This window comes from Leifsonia stereocauli (genome assembly GCF_038432415.1).
GTDB lineage: Bacteria > Actinomycetota > Actinomycetes > Actinomycetales > Microbacteriaceae > Orlajensenia > Orlajensenia stereocauli.
On the sequence record NZ_JBCAUN010000001.1, the window covers coordinates 74,511 to 93,485 of the forward strand.

The following is an 18,975-nucleotide window of genomic DNA, read 5'->3' on the forward strand; positions in this document are numbered from 1 at the left end:
ATCCCTCCAAGCGCGATAAATCAATCTTCCGCGTTCGCCGCTCCACGCCAGGAGGTGACGGCGATGCGCGTTTGTTCGTCAATGGCGGCGATGCGGAACCAGTCTTCGAGGTCGAGCCGCTCATACATGCTGCGGAACGCGGATTCTGGTGTGTGACCGAACCGAGTGAGAACGCCAAGGCGCTCCTCGACATCGAACGATCGTCCGTGAAGCGCGGCCATTGCTTCTGCATTCTTGAAGGACGCCACATAATCCTCGACGGCCGCGTCGTGGGTCACGTCCAGGGCGCGCAGGAGAACTGCGGCGAGAAGACCAGTCCGATCCCAACCGGCCCCGCAGTGGAAGAGGATTGCTCCTTCGTCGGCCGCGGCAATGGCCCGCAACACTGCGGCGAGCTGGTGTGGAACGTCGTGAAGGTGTGCAAGGTAGTAAAGCGGGGTTCCCCACCTGCCGTCCGCTTCGAAAGCGGCCCAGAAGTCTTGTTCGTCGCCGTCAAGATCCAAGCAGACTAGCTCGATGGCATCTGGCACGCCCCCGCTGCGTTCGCTTGGCCGACGGAGATCGATGACCGTTCGGACGCCATAGTTGCGGAGGGATTCCCACCCTGACTCATCCAGACGATCAAGCATCTCTGCGCGGATGAACGCGCCCATCGGAGTGACTGAGCCGCCAGCGCGGCTCAGTCCGCCAAGATCACGAGCGTTGGCGAGCCCGTCAATCAGAAGAGGACGCCCCATGGCTCGAGTCTGACACGGATGCCGAAATACCTCGATCCAGCGTCCATGCAGCGAGACGCCCGCTGATGGATCCGCTATCGGGCACTGATGTCGTGCTCGTCGGCATGCTCCTCTTCGAGGAGCATGCCGACCGACGTGGCGCATGCGTCGCCGCGCCATGCTTCGAACCCTTCGCGGACGGCGAAGCCGGCGATGACGAGGCCGGCGATCGCATCGGCCCACCACCACCCGAACAGGCTGTTCAGGACGAGGCCGATCAGCACCGCTGCGGAGAGGTAGGTGCAGATGAGGGTTTGCTTCGAGTCTGCGACAGCAGTCGCTGAGCCGAGCTCGCGGCCGGCCCGGCGTTCCGCGAGCGACAGGAACGGCATCACGAGAACGCTGAGCGCAGTGATGACCAAGCCCAGCGTGCTGTGCTCCACGTCGGCTTGCAGAATCAGGGCGAGCAGAGACGATGCGGTCACGTAGGCGGCCAAAGCGAAGAAGGCGACCGCGATGACGCGCAGTGTGCCCTTCTCCCACCGGTCAGGGTCTCGGCGCGTGAACTGCCAGGCGACCGCAACCGCGGAGAGCACCTCGATGGTTGAGTCCAATCCGAACGCTATCAACGCGGATGACGACGCGACGGTGCCGGCCGTGATCGCGACCACAGCTTCAACCAGGTTGTACACGATCGTGGCCGAGACGATCCAGCGGATCCGACGCTGCAGGGCGTTCTGCCGCTCGGCGGTAAGGGGAGACGTCGGGGCGGTCATGCGCAGGTGCAGCTCTCTCCGGTCCAGCAATCAGGATCGACGAACAGCCCGACCCGCAGTAGTCCCTTGAGCGCGGGTGCCACGTGCAGGTCGGCGAGGCGGCGCGCGCGGCCCGCCGGTCTCATTGGTCGAGGGCCTCGACGGCGGCGCGATCGATTCCGAGGTGAGCCAGTGCGCGTGCTGTCGTGCCGTGTTCCGGCCGCGCGGCAGAGGCGAGGATGCCAGCTGCGGTGAGCGGTGCGCGCTTCGCCTTCGCCCGTTTTCGCGCGTCTCTGAACACCTGCTGGGCGCCCTGAGTGCTGCGCAGAGGGCCGCTTGGACCGCCCTCGATGGACGCCGGTGAGCCGTACACGCCGGAAGTCGCCAGTGCATCCGCGTGCACCGAGGCGATGGCTCGACGAAAGCTGTCAGCGTCGAGTCCGAGCCGGTTCAAGTCGGAGCGATGTATGTCGTCGAGGTCGAGAACGGCGACGACGAGGTGCTCGGGGCCCATGACATCATCGCCGAGTTTGTGGGCTTCTTCCTCCGCCGCAGTGAACAGTGAGCTCATGAAGGCGATGTCGGACCTAGCGGTTCGGAGGGTCATTGGTTTCCTTCTCGTCGTGTTGGTTTCGCTTGATTGTCTGTCCGTCGCCTCGGCGAAAGTCGCTTATGTGCGGCTTGAGCACTGAGACCGAGTGCGTTCCCGATCTGCGACCAGGTCCAGCCCTGGGTAATCGCTGCATCGACGGCTTGGCGCTCAAGGGAGCTGGCCAAGCGTCGAAGAGCAACGACGGCCGCCAGCGCTTCGTCGGGATCGTCGGGTGAGGGAAGGTGGGACGGGTTCACACCATCAACTTATGTTGATAGATTCACGCTGTCAACTTATGTTGATATCGATATCGATGTTGGCCGCCTGCGCCGCGACCGTCATCATGGACCACTACCCGATCGACTTTCGGGACGACGGTGTTCGAGAGTCGAGTCCGAAATCCGAGCAGGGACCTCGCAGCGACCGGTGTGGGAAGTGGCCACTTCTCATGGAATCGCGCCCACAGAACCGATGACAAATGCCGCGGATTTCCACGTGGTTCGCCGCTAATGTGCGCCCGCTAACCTCCACCGTCGCCGTCGCCGTCGCCGTCGCCGTCGCCGTCGCCGTCGCCGTCACGCGACCGCGCGCGCTGGCGCCCAGCCGCAATGCGTCGCCGTCACACGACCGCGCGTGCCCTGGCGCTCAGCCGCGCGAACGCGCTCTCCGCGCCTCCGAGGAGCGAACCACCCTCGCGCACGGCCTGCTGCCACGCCTCGAGCACGTCGTGGCGGTCCATCGCCATGACCGCCTCCCACGGATCGTCCTCCTCGATGGGAACGCCGCCCATGCCCCATCGCGCCGCCTCGTACAGGAGCGGGATCGCCGCGATGCCGCGCACCGTCGCCGAGTAGGTGACCTTGCGGGCATCAGTCTCGCTCGGGGTGCGCATAATGATTCCGCTGCGCTCGAGTCGGGCGAGGCGGTCGGCGAGGACGCTCGGACCGATGCGCTCCTCGGACCGAAGGAACTCCCCGAAGGTGTGCTTGCCGAGCGTTAGCAGGTCGCGCATGATCAGCAGCGACCAACTGTCGCCGAAGGTCTCCACGGTGAAGTTGGTGGGGCAGGTCGACCGCCCTTCAGCTCGCTTCATGCGTCGAGTCTACGGCATTGACTTTGATCATCGTAGTGAACTACGCTTCGATCATCGAAGTAAAACGGATGCCGCGGTGGCGGCCTGCAGCGGAGGAGTCCACGATGAATGACACGACCCCGCACGAGACGCACGATCTCGTCGTGAGCCGCGACATCCCCGCCCCCATCGAGGCGGCCTGGAAGTCGTGGACCGAACCCGACCGCGTGCTTCGCTGGTGGGGCCCGAACGGTTTCACCTGCACGGTCGCCGAGCTCGACGTGCGCGTCGGCGGCACGTCCCTCGTGTGCATGAGCGCCCCCGACTGGGGGTTCCCGGCGCTGTACAGCACCTGGGCGTACACGCTCGTCGACGCACCGCGCCGCCTCGAGTTCATCCACAACATCGCCGACGAGCACGGCGCCACGATCGACCCCGCGACCATCGGGGCCGCGGGCATCCCGCGCGACGTGCGGCACGTCATCACGTTCGAGGCGATCGGCGACGACGCGACGCGACTCACCGTCACCGAACTCGGCTACATCGACCCCGAGCAGCTCGCGCTCTCGAAGAAAGGCCTCGAGGAGTCCCTCGACAAGCTCGTCGCGATCTACGTGTGAGCCCAGCCGCCCCGGACGTCCCCGCACCCCCGAGGCCGCGCACCGCGCTGCCTCGCTCCTCGACTTGCATCTCCGCCCGTCGTCGAATGGATGCCGCTGCAGCGGTGATTCGGCGGCAAGGGTCACGCGCCATCGCCCCGCCTCGTGGGCGCGTTCGAGCGGTCGACCGTCGTAGGTCGATCCGCCTCGGTGAAGACGACGGTGGCGGCTTTCCTTGGGCTCTCAATAGCGGTATCAGTGAATGCGACCACCACTCTCAGGCCCCTATTGCTGAACTTCGCGCTGCCGGTAGCGTGGCCCAATGGCAGATAGCAGTCGGACGAGGGTGCTCACTTCCCAGCAGGATGATTTCCCCCGCTGGTACCAGGACGTCCTGGAGAAGGCCGAGCTGGCTGAGAACGGTCCGGTGCGCGGCACGATGGTGATCCGACCGTATGCCTACGGACTGTGGGAGCGGATGCAGGCAGAGGTCGACGGGCGCATCAAGGCGACCGGCGCCGAGAACGTCTACCTGCCCCTGTTCATCCCGCAGTCCTACCTGGAACGGGAGGCCGAGCATGTCGAAGGATTCAGCCCTGAACTTGCCGTAGTCACGCACGCGGGTGGGAAGGAGTTGTCTGAGCCGGTCGTCGTCAGACCAACGAGCGAGACCTTGTTTGGCGAGTTGATGTCCAAGTGGATCCAGTCGCATCGAGATCTGCCCATGTTGTTGAACCAATGGGCAAATGTTGTGCGGTGGGAGATGCGGCCGCGCCTGTTCCTTCGGACGTCGGAGTTCCTCTGGCAGGAGGGCCACACCGCGCATGCCACCCGTGAGGACGCGAACGCTTACGCGCTACGCATTCACCTGGACGTGTATCGCGATTTCTTGCAGAACGTTCTAGCGATTCCCGTACTTGTAGGAGTCAAATCCCGGCGCGAGCGGTTCGCTGGGGCGATCAACACGATGACCTGCGAGGCCATGATGGGCGATGGCAAGGCGCTCCAGATGGCTACCAGTCACGAGTTGGGGCAGAACTTCGCGAATGCATTCGACATCACCTTTGCCGACAGCTCGGGGCAGGTCGAAACGTGCTGGACGACGTCTTGGGGCTCCAGCACGCGGATGGTCGGTGGTCTGATCATGGCGCACGGTGATGACCGAGGAATCCGCGTTCCGCCCCGTGTCGCGCCGGTGCAGGTCGTAGTGGTCGCGGTGAAGGGCGATGAGCGGACCATGACGACTGCTTCCTCGCTCGTCCGTGAGCTGGTCGAGGTGGGGGTGCGTGCCCGGCTCGACAATCGGACCACGCAGGGCTTCGGCCGGCGAGCCACAGAGTGGGAACTCAAGGGTGTCCCGGTGCGTCTGGAGGTCGGTCCCCGCGATCTCGAATCGGGCCAAGCGACGATCGTGCGACGCGATACCGGTGACAAGACCGTGGTGGCGCTCGACACGATCAGCTCGACAATCGTCAAGCTGCTCGAGAGTATGCACACCGAGATGATCGAGGCGGGCCGCCAGCGACTGGCGGACCGGACCGTGGGTGCTGAGTCCGTGGCTGAGGCTCTCGACGCTGCCAAGACAGGTTTTGCGCGAATCCCATGGGATCAACTCGGTGAGGAAGGCGAGGACACACTCAACCGCGAGGCTGTAAGTGTCCGCTGCCTGCAAACCCGCGAAGGAACAGTGCCGGGCAGCGGAGACCTCGACGCCGAGCTCATGGCGATTGTGGGCCGGAGCTATTGACCCATCTCAACTGAGCGGCACCTCGACGAGGTGGCGCTTGCTGAACTCGCCATCCGTGACCGTCACCGACCGCACAGCCACGAGGTAGCCCTCTTCTCCGCTCAGGCGGTAGCCGACCTCATCCGTCTCTGGATCAAACTCGACGACTCCGCGATCGCACGGGTCGTGCAGCTGGCGCTGGGCTCGATCAAGCGCCTCTCGCGCGTTCATCTCGCCCTCTCCTTGGTCGGATGCCGGCTCGGCCTCCCAGCGCTCCCGCACGTCGACGGTGCGGTCAAGGATGCGATGCAGACGGCCGGAGCGGTCGAGGGTGATCGCCACATGTCCGTCGCCTCCGCTCGCCACAGGTGTGCCGTCGATCCGCTGCCGGTAGTGCGCCGTCACGTCGGACACCTCGGCCTCGACGACATCGCCGGACCGACTGACACCGGCGTGGCGGGTGCTGGTGAACTGGTCGAAGACGAGGTCGTGGACGCCGTCCGGATCGAACTGGCGCGCCGCCTCGTCGGCCGCCGCCCGCAGCACGTCTTCCGGGGCGACCTCCGCGGCGCGGTCCAGCGGTGCGACGGTGATCGAGACGCTGCCGTCGGCCAGGAGCACCAGCCGCGGCGACTCCCGGCGCTGCAGGAAGACCAGGCGGCTGGACCGCCCGGGATCGCCGACAGTCGCGGCCACTGCCTCGACACCGAACCGGCCGGCGAGGTCGGACACCCGGTCGAGATCACCGCTTCTCCGAGCGAGCGACAGGTGCAGCCGAGCGGGCAGTTCATCGGGACTGAGCTTGGATTCCGACTTCGCCGCGGGCGATCCGGCCCAGCGCCACCAGTACCAGTCGTCGGCGACGCGGCTTCCCGAGAAGAGCCGTTCGTTCCAGAGTCGATTCTGGGCCTCCGCAGCCGTCGCACCGCAGGCCACAGAGGAGACCACCTGATCGGTGCGGTGGCCCAGGCTGTTGTCCTGCCAGGCCTGGCTGAACGAGCTGCCCGAGTTCCAGCGGTCGAAGAAGCCGCCGCCGTAGCCGCCCCAGTCGTAGGAGATGCTGCCGTAGCCGAAGATCATCCGCATGCCGACGTTCGCGGTCGACCAGGTGCGGAACGGGTCGTCACCGCCATCGATCCGCACCGAGTTGCAGGTGCTGAGGAACAGGTAGCGCAGGTCTTGGTCGGCCAGGCGCATCCGATCGGAGGTGGCGCGGTTGCGTCCGCTCCAAACGGCACCCATCGGCGAGTTGAAGACCCCCGCGGCGTCCATGGCGCCGTGGCTGGAGTGATAGTAGACCCTCACAGAGTCCATGCCGAGGGCATCCTGCCAGTCGTCGAAGTCAGCGTCGAAGCGCCACTGCTTCACGTTGCCGTCCTGGGCATGGAAGTTGACGCCGGCGAACCGGCCGACGTAGTCCAGGAAGCCGCTCGTGTCGTCGTGCGTATGTTTCAGCGTCTTCACCGTGGGCTCGGCGAACGTCTGGTTCGAACTTCCGGCGTACAGGTTGTCTGACATGGGGGTCCTCCTCGGGTCGGGTCACCGCCAGAGTAGGAACATCGAGATTCGCGTCACAGGGTGTGAGCACTGAGCCGTCACCGGGCGGGCACGCACCCTACGGTGGGGCCACCCCCACGCGCACCCAGAATGATGCACAGACTCCGACCATCACGACCCAGCCGGCTTGAAAACCGAGGACAGACAGTGACCTGGACCGCACGACTCATCTCCCCGAAGACGAGCTCGCCAGCGCACCCTTCTCCGACGCCCGCAAGGGGATCGGCCTGCGTGAGCATGGGTCCCACCGAGTGGCCCCGTGTGGAAGGTTTGACACTATGCGTCTGAGTCCGCCGCCCGACACGGCACTACACGCGTTCGGTGTTCACGAAGCCGAACCTCTGATGGGCGGCAGGGACGAGTCGTGGCGAGCGAACGGCCTGGTCTTCAAACCGCATCGGTCGACCGCAGAGCTCGAATGGCTCGAGACGCTCCCCGTGACCACGTCAGTGCGCGTCGCGAGACCTGTCCGATCTGGTGACGGTCGCCTCGTCGTCGACGGATGGTCCGCAATGCCCTACCTCGTCGGTGCCCATGTCCCGGGTCGATGGCGAGACATCGCGGAAGCGGGACGCTCACTGAGCCGCGAGCTCAGCGAGATGATCGAACCCGCGTGGATACGAAGTCGCACCGATCCCTGGGCGGAGGCTGACCGCATCGCATGGGAGGACCAGAAACTGCCGAAAGCGGCTCCCCGCTGGCTGCGTGCGCTGGCTGAGCGACGAACGCCAGTTGACCGGCCGGGGACGCTCATCCATGGCGACTTGACCGGCAACGTCCTTTTCGAGGAGGGGCTGTCGCCTGCCGTCATCGACCTCAGCCTGTACTTCCGACCCTCGGAGTTCGCGGTCGCCATCATCGTGGTTGACGCCGTGTGCTTCGAAGGGGCACCAACCAGCACCCGACACCTGCTCACCGACGCTGACACAGAACAGCTTCTTCTTCGGGCCATCCTCTTTCGAGCCACAACTGACCTCGTGCGCGATCACGACGTCGCCGAGGGCCCTTACACGTCCGCTATCGCTCTGCTCAAGGCCGAACGCTGAGGGATACGCTTACGGCCCATTCAGCTGACCCGTTCGCCGGCACCTTCATCTTCGCCGGGCTCGCCAACGGCATCCGGGGGATCATCACAGCTTTCGTGCCGTGGTTCATGCGTCCGAGGATCCCAAGAGCACAGCGGCGGCTTGCTGTCCCGATCGGCCAGGAGTAGGGCACATCGGGCGCTCACTTCGGTTGGAACCCGACTGGAAATGTCGGGATGTCAGGGGTTCTGTGGTTGTACATTGCATCAGATGGGGGATTACATGCAGCGGGGAAGCTTTGCGACCGCTTGTTTCGTGGCCGTCGTCGTGGGGACGTTGCTGACTGGGTGCGCTGACACTTCGGCGACCCGCGCCACCGGTCCGACGACGACAGCAACACCGACGCCGACGCCGACTGTCGTGTCGTTCGACATGCCTTCGGACCTCGGGCCGGCTCCTGCCTCGGATGCCCTGAGTGATGAGCAGATCGAAGCGCTCCGGGTGCAGAACCAGGAGCAGAACTGGCAGGACGTCCTGAAGCGGTTCCCTGACGCGGTGCGACCAGACGTGACCTTCGCTGGCTACCTCACCCCCGCTGATGACATCGTCGCAGTGATGACGCCCTGCTACACGGCGTTCAACATCGAGCTCGAGCACGGAAGCACTGTCGACGGCAAGGTGGTCTCAGTAGGCCCGGCGAACCTCGACGAGCAGGGAGAGATCGCCAGCTACGTGTGCCGGTCCACCCACCCGAGCAAGCCCATCGCGCCGATGAACACAGCCCAGAAGGAGTGGTTGTATCGCTACCTGACTGAGTTCCTCGCCCCATGCTTCGCCGCGAATGGCATCGAGAACCCACCAGCACCCAGCCGGACCGACTTCGTGGCCCAATGGCCGAACCAAGGATGGTGGCCCACTAGCGGCAACGCACCCATGGGTACTGATCAGGATCTCGCCCTTCAGCGCGCCTGCCCAGGTCCTGAATGACAGCGCGCGCCGTACTCCCGTGTTCCGTCGGAATGGACCAACGGCGGATAGCGGAATCCGCTACGGCAGGTCGCGATGTGCTCAGGATGCATCGCAGACGCAGCAGGTGGCGTGGCACGCAGGTTCCACCCGAGCCATGAGGGCAGGGCGGCCCTCGCGGATGAGCGTTCGGCGAGCCGAGCCGCCCTGACCGTCAAGGACTGAAAATCCGGCCACGCTGCCCGTCTCGTAGGCGAGTAGTCTGGATTCGCGACCGCCCGCACTAGCGCGAGCGGCCACTCCCTTCGACGGGAGGTCGCGGCGTGGGAGACGATGCGGGACGACACCTGCTCGAGCAGCGTGTGTACTCGAGGTCATCAGCTGACGAGCAAGAGCAAGACTTCACCGACCCGGACACCGGTGAACTCTTGCGGGTTCGCCCGTCGGTGTGGGAACTCATGCTGTACGACCGGCGAGCGGGAACTGAGGGGTGCGTTGAAGTCCTGCCACCAGTCCGTGGCGATGACCACCGTTCACCAAACGCAGCCAAACGTCATCACGGGGGTGGCCAGATCCTCGCCACTGGCCTTGCCACTGGTGCCTTGATCGGTGCTGCCAGTGTCGCCATCGTCGACGGGGTGACGATTGAGCAGGACGACGAGGTCGATACTTCAACCACAGGCGCTGAGGTGATGTTGGAAGCCGTATTCGAGAATCGCGACTACCCGGTAGCGGATCCTGGCGTTGTCGCAACAGCCGGGTTCTTCCCGGAGTCGTTCCGGCTCCTCGCCTCGAATGTGTTCATGGAGGACAACGCGCAGATCTTCGCCGCCATGAGAACCGACGGAGCCTACTGTCTCGTCTCGGTCGCGGGTGGTGTCCGCACAGCCAGCCGGTGCGGTTCCGAGACGGACATGACAACAGGCGGGCTGCGGATGGTGAACTCTGCGCGGAGCGTACGCGGCGGCGGACTGATGCAGGTCGTGGTGGAGTGGCAGGCGGACGGGTCGATCACATGGCATCCGGAACCGGAACCCACCACGGGCAGGTGAAGCAGCTGTCTACCCGCGGCGGCCGTGTGCAGTCGATACGACAGAGCTCCACAGATGATCCACTGCACCAGGAGAGGGCCAGCATGTGCGTTCGCTGATTGTGAGAGCGGCGCTTCAGCCCCCTCCGAGATCGATCAGGCGTTGCTCCGTCACCTGCACCTTCGAGCAACGTGCACATTCGAAGTAAGGTTCCACGTCGGGTTCACGTCGAACAACCCATTTGTGAAAACCGAGCCGGCACCAGATCGGCTTCTTGCGCATGTTGCACCTCTTTGTCGCAACGCAGCTACTTGCCCAGCACGATACCCGTCAGCGGATCTCGGCGCGACCGCCAGGCGATGTCGTGCTCATTCCGAGAGCTCAGCAGTCACTCAGATCCAGCGAAGTAGGGATTCAGAGGCGAGGGTTCTGATTCCGAATCTGCCGTTTGAGTTCCTCAGCTTGTGCCGCCGCCTGATTCAACTCGCGTGCTTCGTCCGGATCGGTGAGTTCCCTCCGTCGATTTCGGCTACTCGACCATCGGGAAACGCCCCACCATAAAGCCGCCAGCACGATACCCGCTACGACGATGATGACCACTGACCAGACGTCCACGCCATCAGAGTACTCCCGAGGTCATCATCCTTGCCGCGGGCTCGATCGCGATGTTCCTGCAAAGCGGACCAGGGTGGATGCGTTGGCAGAAAATGGGTCACCGGTACACTCCTCGGCGCGATCGGGATGAAGCTGGCACGTGACGCCCCCGCACCCGCGGTATCCGGATAGCGCACCGTTCCGAGGCGCAGGCCCCCGTCCGATCGAGGATCCTTCATCGAGTCGGATGCGGCGGCGGACCTGAGAAGATCGAAGTGTGATCAGTTCCCGTCCTCTCGAGCCCGTATGGCATTGCCGATGAAACAGGTGTTCGACGGATCACCGATCCGTGAAGGGCTCGGCGCGGGCGTTGTGCTCGCCCCACACCGCCGTCGGCTGATCGGCCAACGCAACAGTCATTTCCTGGAGGCGCTGTACTACCCGTCGACTGGAACCTGGTGACCGACCCACAGTTGCCCGAATGGCCTGCGGACGAATCGAGCCCATTTCGTCGCTTCGAGGTGTCGACCCGAATCGGCGGCGGGGATGAGGTCTGGGAGCGCGCCTCACATGACGTCCTGCGTTGGAAAGTGAAGACCCGGAGCGGGTTTGCCGTCACCAATTCGGAATCGGTTACACCGGGCGCCCAGCTCATCATCACAGCCCGGGCAGTCGGGATCACCGTCCGGGAACCAGTCCAAGTGGTGTCCGTCATCGCGACAGCGTCACGCGTCGGTTTCGCCTACCGGACACTCCCAGGACACCCCGTCACGGGCGAGGAAGCATTCATCGTCCACCGCGAGGGCGAGGATGTATACCTCACCATCCGCTCGCTCACGCGCCCGGCACCACGGCAACCATGGCGGGCGCTCTACCCCCTACTTCGCGTTGCCCAGCGTGTTGCCCGACGACGGTACCTCCGCGCCCTGCGCTGACGTCGTCCCGTACGCAGATCCGCTTCCGAACGCCCGAAGTCCCCTGAACGCCGTATCGACGGTTGCGATCCGTGGTGGGTGACGTGAACAGGGGCTGTCGTGGCCGACAGATGGATGGGTGAATCGCAGCATGGATGATCGTGGTGCCCAGATGGCAGAGACTCTTCGCCGAATAGAGCTGGATCTCCCAGAGGTGGCGCCTGCGCTCTGGAGAAATCTGCGAGGACCGATCGACGAGGAGCGACTAGCGTCGGTGCGGGCCGCTATCTCGCCGATGCCGCTTCCGGTCGAACTCGAGGTGTTGCTGCGCTCGCACGACGGCCAGCCGGCGCATGGTGAGTGGTGGCCAACGCTCGATTGTGGTCCGCTCGTGGGTTCGGACAGGCTGGTTGAGTTGGTGACCTGGTTCCGGACGGAGACGGAACCGTGGCAGTGGAGCAAGGCGTGGATCCCGATGACGCAACAGCAGTGGTGCCAGGCCGTCATAGACGCGGTGCCGGAGCGATCGGGGACGATCATCGACGCGAGCTGGCCCGACCTGCCTCGAGCCATTGCGCCGAGCCTCGCCGACGCCGTTGGCGAGGCGGTGGATCTCGGTCGAGCTGGTCTTCTGCCCACCTCCAGTGAGGATCGTGCGAGGCGAGCAGATCGTGCCGCGTTCCTCGATGATCTCTGGCATACAGCGTGGGCGTCCAACGTCCTCCGACGTCGCAGCGAGATCGACCCGGGAACTTGGCCGGGATCCTGGGGAGGGCCCCATCCCATGGATGGTCCGGAAAGGCGCCTGTGAAACGAGGCAGCTCAGCCGAAGACCGGGGTGCGGTCGTGAACCGGTTGAAGATCCCCTCAGGGCATGCTGATCAACTGGTCATCAGGACGGCTTCGAGCACGAACGTATGCGGATGCTTCGCTCTCGGGCATCACGATCATTCCGCCCTCGTTGAACGCGCTGGCATCCAAGGCCCGCAACCACTCACGATTCAGCTCTACTGGGCGCGAGCCGTTGAACCGGAATTGCAGCGGGATGGAAGGCGACAGCCAGAGGCTCACACGACCTGATCCGGTGGTGTGCGATTCCGTCCAGGACACGTAGAACGCCTCCCGCCTGCGCAGTCGCGCGCCGACCGCCACCCGGACGTGGCTCATTGTGCGGTCGTCCATGTCATAGGCGGTTCCCTCGCCATAGATCAGCTGTCCCACTCGATTCAGCTTTCCACCCGGTGGCCTACCCGGGTACACCCCTAGGGCGGGTATTCGCCAGGCGTGGGTCGCCAACAGGGTCGCTCGATGCCTCCTGCATGGATGAAGTACCAACCGGATACGCCCGCGTATCCATATGAACAGGATCTCACTGGGTGATCGAGGTGCTCAGCTGGGCTGATGAGCACTGTGGTCGCCCCCCCGCTCGGAGCGGAAGTCAACCCCTCCCTGGCGGAGCCATCGGCAGACGTACGTTGATGTCCTGATGGGCAACGACGCCGCGAAGGAAGGAGCGCTCGTGACTGGCGCAGAGATGAATGATCCGGACCAGACCGAGACGGAGATCGCTGGTGGCGACTTCGCGGAAGCCCAGGAGACACCGCCCGGCGATCGCATGGACTTTCCGGATGACGATGACGTCGACTACGAGGATGAGAACCGTATCGACGCCGCCGAGTAACACCAGCCTTCGAACGTCTGATGTCAGGTGGCACCTGCTGTGGCACGCGGCAGCGCGCCGAGTTTCATACGGTCATGTGCCCCGTCTAAATGAAAGGAGCGTGGACCGTCATGAAGGTCTGTCGAGAGCACGGCGTGCGTGTCGAGGAGGCGCTCAGGGCATCTCGTCGGATCACCGTTGGCGCACCGAAGACCGAGCTGATCCCTGTGGGATACATCTGCCCGTGCAGCCCGACCCGGATCCTGCGGGCGGATGAGGTTGTCGATCCCGACGACTGAGAGTCCTTGCATCGAGCGGCCAGTCAGCAAGCTGCGGCGAGCCTATAGGCCGCGTCCTGTACAGTCATGGCTACGACGCCCAGACCCCGCGTCCCGGCAGTAGGCGCGTGAGCCCTCTGCACATTCGAGAAGCGATGGGTCGCATGCAGTCGTCAGAAGCGGGCAGCGGTGAGAGCGATACCGGTCTGGTGCGCTCGGACGTGTTGCTCGCAGGCTTCCTGACGAGTCTGCCCATCGATGGGGCGTCGGTGTCGGTTGTGACCCTCGCGGGAAGTCACTCCACTGTGTCCTCGAGCGACGCCTTGGCCACCCTCCTCGAGCAACTGCAATACGACCTCGGCGAAGGACCGCACTACCGGGCGCTGGAAATGCGCAGACCGGTGCTCGTCCCCGATGTTCGAGTCGCCGATCACTCGGAGTGGCCGATGTTCGGGCACGCCCTGGTGCAGACCGAGGCCAGAGCGGTGTTCTCGTTCCCGTTGCGTATCGGTGCAGCGACAGTGGGAGTCGTCGATTTGTATCGTCTCTCACCGGGCGAGCTCTCCAACCTCGATGTCACCCGAGCCGCTGCCATTGCCGGTGCTGTGGCTGGGAAGGCCGCGGCGTACGGTGCCGCGGACGCGGAGGGTGATGGGCGGCACGATTCGGCGCTGGTGGCGGGAACACGGCGCCACGTACACCAGGCTACCGGCATGATGTCGGTCCAACTCGACACGACGGTCACGGACGCGTTCTCCCGACTCCGTGGGCACGCGTATGCGACCGGTCGCAGCGTGGACGAGGTGGCGAGTGATGTGGTGGCCCGGGTCCTCGACTTCAGCGAGCCCGCAACAGGGAGCGAGACACCATGATGCGTACACAATGTGACGAGGGAAGAGATGATGGCTGAACTATCGCGGGACGCCCGCTTGAGCGCCGCCTTTGTGAAGGTGGCAGACACATTGGTCGACGATTACGACGTGGTCGACCTGTTGGACACCTTGGTGCAGGAGTGCACTGTCCTCGTCGATTCCGACGCAGGCGGGCTGCTGATCGCCGACGCCGACGGGACGTTGCAGCTGATCGCGTCCACCAATGAGGAGGTCGAGTTCGTGGAGATCAATCAGCTGAACGCGGGCGAGGGACCCTGCGTGGATGCGTTCGAAACCGGCAGGGGCGTGACGATCGCGGACATCTCCGAGGGAGATCGGTGGCCGGCCTTTCGGGCCGCGTCGATCAAGCAGGGCTTCCAGTCGATGCACGCCTTCCCGATGCGGTTACGGGGTCACACGATCGGCGCGATGGGCCTCTTCAGTGTCTCCGTCGGGCAGCTGGGCGAGTCGGACCTGGCCATCGCTCAGTCATTGGCGGATGTCGCCACCATCGGCATCCTGCAGGAACGTTCGCTGCGCGACACCGCCATGGTCGCGGACCAGCTGCAACGCGCCCTGGACAGCCGGATCCTCATCGAGCAGGCCAAAGGCATCATCGCGGCTCAGTCCGGCGCTGACATGCACACCGCGTTCACCACACTTCGCGACTACGCCCGCAGCAACCAACTCAAACTCAGTACCGTCGCCGAGCACGTCGCCGAACGCAGCCTCACCCTGCCCATAGCCACTCGCGCCGTAGCCGAGTAACCCACAGGCCGACGTCGAAGTGATCCGCCGCCTTCGTCACCACCCCTCGTCTAACCCGAGGATTTCTGGCAAACCCCATCGTCAACAGCACCGATCGGTCGCACGATGAGGCTATGGCCGTCACCGTTCTCATCGTCGACGATGATGCACGGTTCCGTGACTTGGCGAGGAGAATACTCACTAGCTGGGGCTATCAACCCGAAAGTGAGGCTGGAAGCGTGACCGAAGCGTTGCAGCAGGTGACACGATCGGTGCCCGACGTCGCGCTCGTCGACATCGGCCTCCCTGACGGAAATGGCCTGGAGTTGAGCAAGGTACTCGCCGGCGATCCGTGGCGGATGCGTGTGATTCTGACTTCGTCCGACGGTGATGCCCTCTCAGCGCAGGAGGCCACGGCGGCCGGGGCGGTCGCATTCGTTCCCAAAGCTGAATTGTCCAGCCCGCTTCTGCACTCCATCATCGGCGACGGATGAGGCAGATGAGCAGCGACCTCGCGACCACGCCTCCTCGGGTATCCGTCACCAACCCCGTGGACTTCCGGCCCTACCTGACCGTTCGACGAGCCTGAGACGCGACGAGATGCCGGACGTCGCAGATCGCATTCCGCCGAACCGCCCCAGCACGGAACACGCGGATACCCGGATCGGGGCTGACCTGGAACGCGAGGATGTCAGACGCCTCGTCGAGGAGCGTGCGTTACGCGACGTCGCCGAGTTGATCGCCCGCGCAGGTGCGGACGTGGATATCATCGCCACCATCGTTCGCGAGGCATCGCGGCAGATCCAGGGCCTGCCGGTGACTCTCACCCGTTTCGTGGGCGAGAGGGAATTGCTCGTGATGGCCTCGCCGAACGGACCCGCCAAGCCCGGCTTGCGCATAGTCTTCGAAGCTGGCACGCTCCCCGACCGTGTGCTTCGCACCGGCTTGCCGTTCCGAGTCGACGATTACCGGACTCAGCCCGATGCGGAGATGGCCGTCAGGTTCGGGATCGCCGCCGGAGTCGCGGTGCCCATCATCGTCGAGGGGCGAGTGTGGGGGATGTTCAACATCAACTCATCTGTCGGGCCGTTGCCACGCGAGACGGAGGCCCAGATAACGGCGTTCGCGCAACTGGTGACCGCATCGTTCGACAGTATCGACGCCCGTAACCAGCTTCGGGCGATGTCGGAACATGACGAGACGATGCGCTCGATCCAGCACGATGCCGCCGGATCGTCGATCACTGAACTCGCCACGCGTCTCGTCGCCTACGCCGCAAAGCTGAGCGGAATAGAGCACGCCACCTTGACACTGAATGGCGGGGTGGTGGTATCTGCGGCCAACCCGATCATGTCGATCACGAACACCTCCATCCGTCCGACGCGAGTCGTCGCCTTCCCTGTGACCTCCCACCACCAGGACATCGGCGTCCTCACCGTCGAGACGACCCTGCCCGCGTTGCCGGACCAGACCGCTCAATACCTGACTGATGTGAGTGAAGTGACCGGGCGAATGGCTGTCGCCAGCGCGAACCGCCAACACCTCAGCGTTCTCATCGACGAGCAGGCGTCGCTCCGGCGCATCGCGGAATTCGCGGCACGTGGAGTGCTCAGGGCCGGACCCGTGGACGACATCCTGACCGCGATCTGTCGAGCGGCATCGGACCAGTTGAATGGGCAGGAGATCACTCTGCTGCATTTCGAGACAGCCGACACGATCGTCGCGGTCGCCACCTACGGCGGACCGGTCCCACCCGGAGTTCGGGTGGTGCACCCGCCGGGGTCGCTGTCCGATCGTGTCGCGCGGACTCAGGGGACCGTCCGTGTAGACGATTTCGATGAATTGCCCAGTGCTGAGATCGTGCGGAAGTACGGCATCCGCTCGGGCGTCGGGGTTCCCGTATTCATCGAGAACCGCCTGTGGGGAGCGTTCGTGTCCACGTCGCAGGTCGGACGGCTACCTCCCGATACCGAGAGCAGATTGGAAGGCTTCGCCAAGCTGACATGGGCCGCCATCGCGAACGCCGAGGCTCGGGAGAGCTTGCGCCGTCTCGCCGATGAACAGACCGCTCTGCGTCGCGTCGCTGAACTCGTGGCGCGCGAGACAACGCTTCCCGCGGTCTTCAATGCGGTCGTGGAGGAGATAGCTCGTGTCCTGGATGCGTCGTCAGCGTCTGTGATTCGCGGGAAAGGCAGTGGATCGGATGCGGGGATCGTGGTGGCTGAGGTGAAGCCTCAGGCTGCTGCCGGGTCTCATCGTGCTGAAGTCCCCATACTGGTCAATGGGGAGACGTGGGGAACGCTCGGGGTGACGTCGGATTCGCTGAACCGGATGGACGGCAGGGACCGCCTGAAGCCGTTCGCAGATCTGCTCGCCGCCGCGGTGACGAACGCCGACCACCGCGACGGACTCACGCAGTCCCGCGCCCGCGTGATCGCGGCCGCTGACGAAGCGCGACGTCGCCTCCAACGCGACGTCCATGACGGCGCACAGCAACGCCTCGTTCACACGATCATCATGCTCAAGCTCGCCCGCGACACCGCGGGCGTGGATGGGGATCTCGCCGATCTGATCGCCGACGCACTTGCACACGCGGAAGAGGCGAACAGGGATCTACGCGACGTCGTCCGAGGCATTCTGCCCGCAGCGCTCACCCGTGCCGGACTCTCGGCCGGTATCAGGTCGTTGGCGGCCGATACCCCGATCCCTGTAGATCTCGCCCTTGACGTGCCCCGGCTGCCCACATCGATTGAGACGACCGGATACTTCACTGTTGCAGAAGCGATCACCAACGCCGTCAAACATGCCCGGGCCACCCGGATCACCGTCACCTGCGCACTCTCAGAAGGGGGTGACCGTCTCGTTCTCACCATCGAAGACGATGGCGTAGGCGGTGCCGACCCATCCCGCGGGACTGGACTCACCGGACTCGCCGACCGCATCGAAGCCAGCTCGGGAACGATCCGCATCGAAAGCCCTGACCAGCAAGGCACACGGGTCATCGCGTCCATTCCAACAGATGCAGGCGACCGGTGAGGCGGACCCGCGCGGCTTACGACCGCTGAGTGCTGAAGAAGCGCAGAACGGCCTGCACCCGGCGATGGCTGGTCGACTCGGGAGCGAGATCCAGTTTCCGGAAGATCGACGTGACATGCTTTTCGACCGCCGCGTTGCTGATGAGGAGGGATCGTGCGATCCCGAAGTTTGATTGGCCTTCCGCCATTGCCCTCAGGACCGCCAGTTCGCGGTGCGTGAGGAGATCGAGCTCCTGCGGGACCCCGTGGGGGCGGATCATTCGAGCGACGATGGTGGGGTCCAGTGCGCTGCCACCGTGGGCTACGCGAACGACGGCGTCGGTGAAGTCGTGGACGTCGCCGACGCGCTCCTTCAGGAGATACCCCGCACCCTCGGCGCGGTCGTCGATCAAGGCGAGCGCGTATTCGGGATCGTCGTATTGCGTCAGCACCACCACCCCCATCTCGGGGAGGCGATGCCGAAGCTCTATCGCAGCCTTCAGCCCGTCGTCTCCATGATGAGGAGGCATACGGATGTCCACGACAGCCACGTCGGGACGGTAAGCCAGGGTCACACTGAGCAGCTCGGCCGCATTCCCCGCTTCCGCGACCACATCGAGTCCGGCGTCGCTGAGCACACGAACGACACCCTTTCGCAGGAGAAGGTCATCCTCTCCTACGGACACTCGCACCGGCCGGGCCACCGAAGAGTCCATGACACTTCACTCGATGTCAGCCGAGACGAGGACCAGGCGAACGGTCGATGACATGTCCATGAGTTCCCTGCTCGAGTCGAGTCCGTCCCGGTCGGGCACATTGCGGAGCACGACGTCGGTCCGGTGGTGCGCCGTCTGTGT

At 64.6% G+C, this 18,975-nt stretch carries 20 protein-coding genes; 12 read left to right on the top strand and 8 right to left on the bottom strand.

The annotated features are described in order from the left end of the window. Positions 1-20: 20 nt before the first annotated feature. The 4 genes from AADV74_RS00405 to AADV74_RS00420 form a co-directional block, all read right to left on the bottom strand. Positions 21-737 carry a tyrosine-protein phosphatase gene (locus tag AADV74_RS00405; protein ID WP_342110704.1) on the bottom strand — a complete coding sequence of 239 codons (717 nt, stop codon included), beginning with the start codon at positions 735-737 and terminating at the stop codon, positions 21-23. Between the two features lie 74 nt (positions 738-811). Then, the gene (locus tag AADV74_RS00410; protein WP_342110706.1) at positions 812-1,492 is read right to left on the bottom strand and encodes a cation diffusion facilitator family transporter; all 681 of its coding nucleotides are present in this window, start codon (positions 1,490-1,492) and stop codon (positions 812-814) included. A gap of 121 nt (positions 1,493-1,613) precedes the next feature. Beyond that, positions 1,614-2,078, bottom strand: a complete 465-nt coding sequence (locus tag AADV74_RS00415) for a Clp protease N-terminal domain-containing protein (RefSeq protein WP_342110708.1) — start codon at positions 2,076-2,078, stop codon at positions 1,614-1,616. 604 nt (positions 2,079-2,682) lie between these two features. Then, positions 2,683-3,156: a winged helix-turn-helix transcriptional regulator gene (locus AADV74_RS00420; protein ID WP_342110711.1), complete on the bottom strand. Its 474-nt coding sequence runs from the start codon at positions 3,154-3,156 to the stop codon at positions 2,683-2,685. A 104-nt stretch (positions 3,157-3,260) separates the two neighbouring features. On the opposite strand from AADV74_RS00420, the gene AADV74_RS00425 reads away from it, so the two are divergent. Both AADV74_RS00425 and proS read left to right on the top strand, forming a co-directional pair. Next, positions 3,261-3,755 (top strand): SRPBCC family protein, encoded by a 495-nt coding sequence (locus tag AADV74_RS00425; RefSeq protein WP_342110714.1) that lies wholly within the window; start codon positions 3,261-3,263, stop codon positions 3,753-3,755. Positions 3,756-4,056: 301 nt separating this feature from the next. Continuing rightward, positions 4,057-5,481, top strand: coding sequence for a proline--tRNA ligase (proS, locus tag AADV74_RS00430; protein ID WP_342110716.1), 1,425 nt, complete (start codon positions 4,057-4,059; stop codon positions 5,479-5,481). A gap of 6 nt (positions 5,482-5,487) precedes the next feature. On the opposite strand, the gene AADV74_RS00435 is transcribed toward proS, so the two are convergent. Then, positions 5,488-6,978 carry a DUF6345 domain-containing protein gene (locus AADV74_RS00435; protein ID WP_342110718.1) on the bottom strand — a complete coding sequence of 497 codons (1,491 nt, stop codon included), beginning with the start codon at positions 6,976-6,978 and terminating at the stop codon, positions 5,488-5,490. Between the two features lie 383 nt (positions 6,979-7,361). Between AADV74_RS00435 and AADV74_RS00440 the strand changes: the two genes are divergently transcribed. The 3 genes from AADV74_RS00440 (at position 7,362) to AADV74_RS00450 (ending at position 10,060) form a co-directional block, all read left to right on the top strand. Then, positions 7,362-8,063, top strand: coding sequence for a phosphotransferase (locus tag AADV74_RS00440; RefSeq protein ID WP_342113077.1), 702 nt, complete (start codon positions 7,362-7,364; stop codon positions 8,061-8,063). 240 nt (positions 8,064-8,303) lie between these two features. Then, positions 8,304-9,029, top strand: coding sequence for a hypothetical protein (locus tag AADV74_RS00445; protein ID WP_342110720.1), 726 nt, complete (start codon positions 8,304-8,306; stop codon positions 9,027-9,029). A 302-nt stretch (positions 9,030-9,331) separates the two neighbouring features. Next, positions 9,332-10,060: a hypothetical protein gene (locus tag AADV74_RS00450; RefSeq protein ID WP_342110722.1), complete on the top strand. Its 729-nt coding sequence runs from the start codon at positions 9,332-9,334 to the stop codon at positions 10,058-10,060. A 393-nt stretch (positions 10,061-10,453) separates the two neighbouring features. Here AADV74_RS00450 and AADV74_RS00455 read toward each other — a convergent pair whose 3' ends face one another. Next, complete coding sequence (locus tag AADV74_RS00455) at positions 10,454-10,654, bottom strand: hypothetical protein (RefSeq protein WP_342110724.1); 201 nt, start codon at positions 10,652-10,654, stop codon at positions 10,454-10,456. A 437-nt stretch (positions 10,655-11,091) separates the two neighbouring features. On the opposite strand from AADV74_RS00455, the gene AADV74_RS00460 reads away from it, so the two are divergent. Next, positions 11,092-11,568: a DUF1990 domain-containing protein gene (locus tag AADV74_RS00460; protein WP_342110726.1), complete on the top strand. Its 477-nt coding sequence runs from the start codon at positions 11,092-11,094 to the stop codon at positions 11,566-11,568. A 130-nt stretch (positions 11,569-11,698) separates the two neighbouring features. Beyond that, complete coding sequence (locus AADV74_RS00465) at positions 11,699-12,358, top strand: SMI1/KNR4 family protein (protein WP_342110728.1); 660 nt, start codon at positions 11,699-11,701, stop codon at positions 12,356-12,358. A 56-nt stretch (positions 12,359-12,414) separates the two neighbouring features. Here the strand turns inward: AADV74_RS00465 and AADV74_RS00470 are convergent, their stop codons facing one another. Next, positions 12,415-12,768 (bottom strand): DUF7882 family protein, encoded by a 354-nt coding sequence (locus tag AADV74_RS00470; protein ID WP_342110730.1) that lies wholly within the window; start codon positions 12,766-12,768, stop codon positions 12,415-12,417. A 265-nt stretch (positions 12,769-13,033) separates the two neighbouring features. On the opposite strand from AADV74_RS00470, the gene AADV74_RS00475 reads away from it, so the two are divergent. From AADV74_RS00475 to AADV74_RS00495, 5 genes are all read left to right on the top strand, one after another. Continuing rightward, positions 13,034-13,228, top strand: a complete 195-nt coding sequence (locus AADV74_RS00475; protein ID WP_342110732.1) for a hypothetical protein — start codon at positions 13,034-13,036, stop codon at positions 13,226-13,228. Between the two features lie 421 nt (positions 13,229-13,649). Continuing rightward, entirely contained in the window at positions 13,650-14,357 is a 708-nt protein-coding gene (locus tag AADV74_RS00480) for a GAF and ANTAR domain-containing protein (protein WP_342110734.1), read from the top strand. 12 nt (positions 14,358-14,369) lie between these two features. After that, on the top strand, positions 14,370-15,125 hold the full coding sequence (locus AADV74_RS00485; protein ID WP_342110736.1) for a GAF and ANTAR domain-containing protein: 756 nt from the start codon (positions 14,370-14,372) through the stop codon (positions 15,123-15,125). Positions 15,126-15,238: 113 nt separating this feature from the next. Further along, positions 15,239-15,598 carry a response regulator gene (locus AADV74_RS00490; RefSeq protein WP_342110738.1) on the top strand — a complete coding sequence of 120 codons (360 nt, stop codon included), beginning with the start codon at positions 15,239-15,241 and terminating at the stop codon, positions 15,596-15,598. 106 nt (positions 15,599-15,704) lie between these two features. Continuing rightward, positions 15,705-18,140: a GAF domain-containing protein gene (locus AADV74_RS00495; protein ID WP_342110740.1), complete on the top strand. Its 2,436-nt coding sequence runs from the start codon at positions 15,705-15,707 to the stop codon at positions 18,138-18,140. A gap of 16 nt (positions 18,141-18,156) precedes the next feature. Here AADV74_RS00495 and AADV74_RS00500 read toward each other — a convergent pair whose 3' ends face one another. After that, a complete protein-coding gene (locus tag AADV74_RS00500) occupies positions 18,157-18,834 on the bottom strand; it encodes a response regulator transcription factor (RefSeq protein ID WP_342110742.1) in 678 nt (225 codons plus the stop codon). Positions 18,835-18,975: the final 141 nt, after the last annotated feature.

Excerpts from the sequence above, each read along its gene's own strand:
- AADV74_RS00405 (WP_342110704.1), bottom strand. The coding sequence starts at position 737 with ATGGGGCGTCCTCTTCTGATTGACGGGCTCGCCAACGCTCGTGATCTT.
- AADV74_RS00410 (WP_342110706.1), bottom strand. The coding sequence starts at position 1,492 with ATGACCGCCCCGACGTCTCCCCTTACCGCCGAGCGGCAGAACGCCCTG.
- AADV74_RS00415 (WP_342110708.1), bottom strand. The coding sequence starts at position 2,078 with ATGACCCTCCGAACCGCTAGGTCCGACATCGCCTTCATGAGCTCACTG.
- AADV74_RS00420 (WP_342110711.1), bottom strand. The coding sequence starts at position 3,156 with ATGAAGCGAGCTGAAGGGCGGTCGACCTGCCCCACCAACTTCACCGTG.
- AADV74_RS00425 (WP_342110714.1), top strand. The coding sequence starts at position 3,261 with ATGAATGACACGACCCCGCACGAGACGCACGATCTCGTCGTGAGCCGC.
- proS (WP_342110716.1), top strand. The coding sequence starts at position 4,057 with ATGGCAGATAGCAGTCGGACGAGGGTGCTCACTTCCCAGCAGGATGAT.
- AADV74_RS00435 (WP_342110718.1), bottom strand. The coding sequence starts at position 6,978 with ATGTCAGACAACCTGTACGCCGGAAGTTCGAACCAGACGTTCGCCGAG.
- AADV74_RS00440 (WP_342113077.1), top strand. The coding sequence starts at position 7,362 with ATGGGCGGCAGGGACGAGTCGTGGCGAGCGAACGGCCTGGTCTTCAAA.
- AADV74_RS00465 (WP_342110728.1), top strand. The coding sequence starts at position 11,699 with ATGGATGATCGTGGTGCCCAGATGGCAGAGACTCTTCGCCGAATAGAG.
- AADV74_RS00475 (WP_342110732.1), top strand. The coding sequence starts at position 13,034 with ATGGGCAACGACGCCGCGAAGGAAGGAGCGCTCGTGACTGGCGCAGAG.
- AADV74_RS00480 (WP_342110734.1), top strand. The coding sequence starts at position 13,650 with ATGCAGTCGTCAGAAGCGGGCAGCGGTGAGAGCGATACCGGTCTGGTG.
- AADV74_RS00490 (WP_342110738.1), top strand. The coding sequence starts at position 15,239 with ATGGCCGTCACCGTTCTCATCGTCGACGATGATGCACGGTTCCGTGAC.
- AADV74_RS00495 (WP_342110740.1), top strand. The coding sequence starts at position 15,705 with ATGCCGGACGTCGCAGATCGCATTCCGCCGAACCGCCCCAGCACGGAA.
- AADV74_RS00500 (WP_342110742.1), bottom strand. The coding sequence starts at position 18,834 with ATGGACTCTTCGGTGGCCCGGCCGGTGCGAGTGTCCGTAGGAGAGGAT.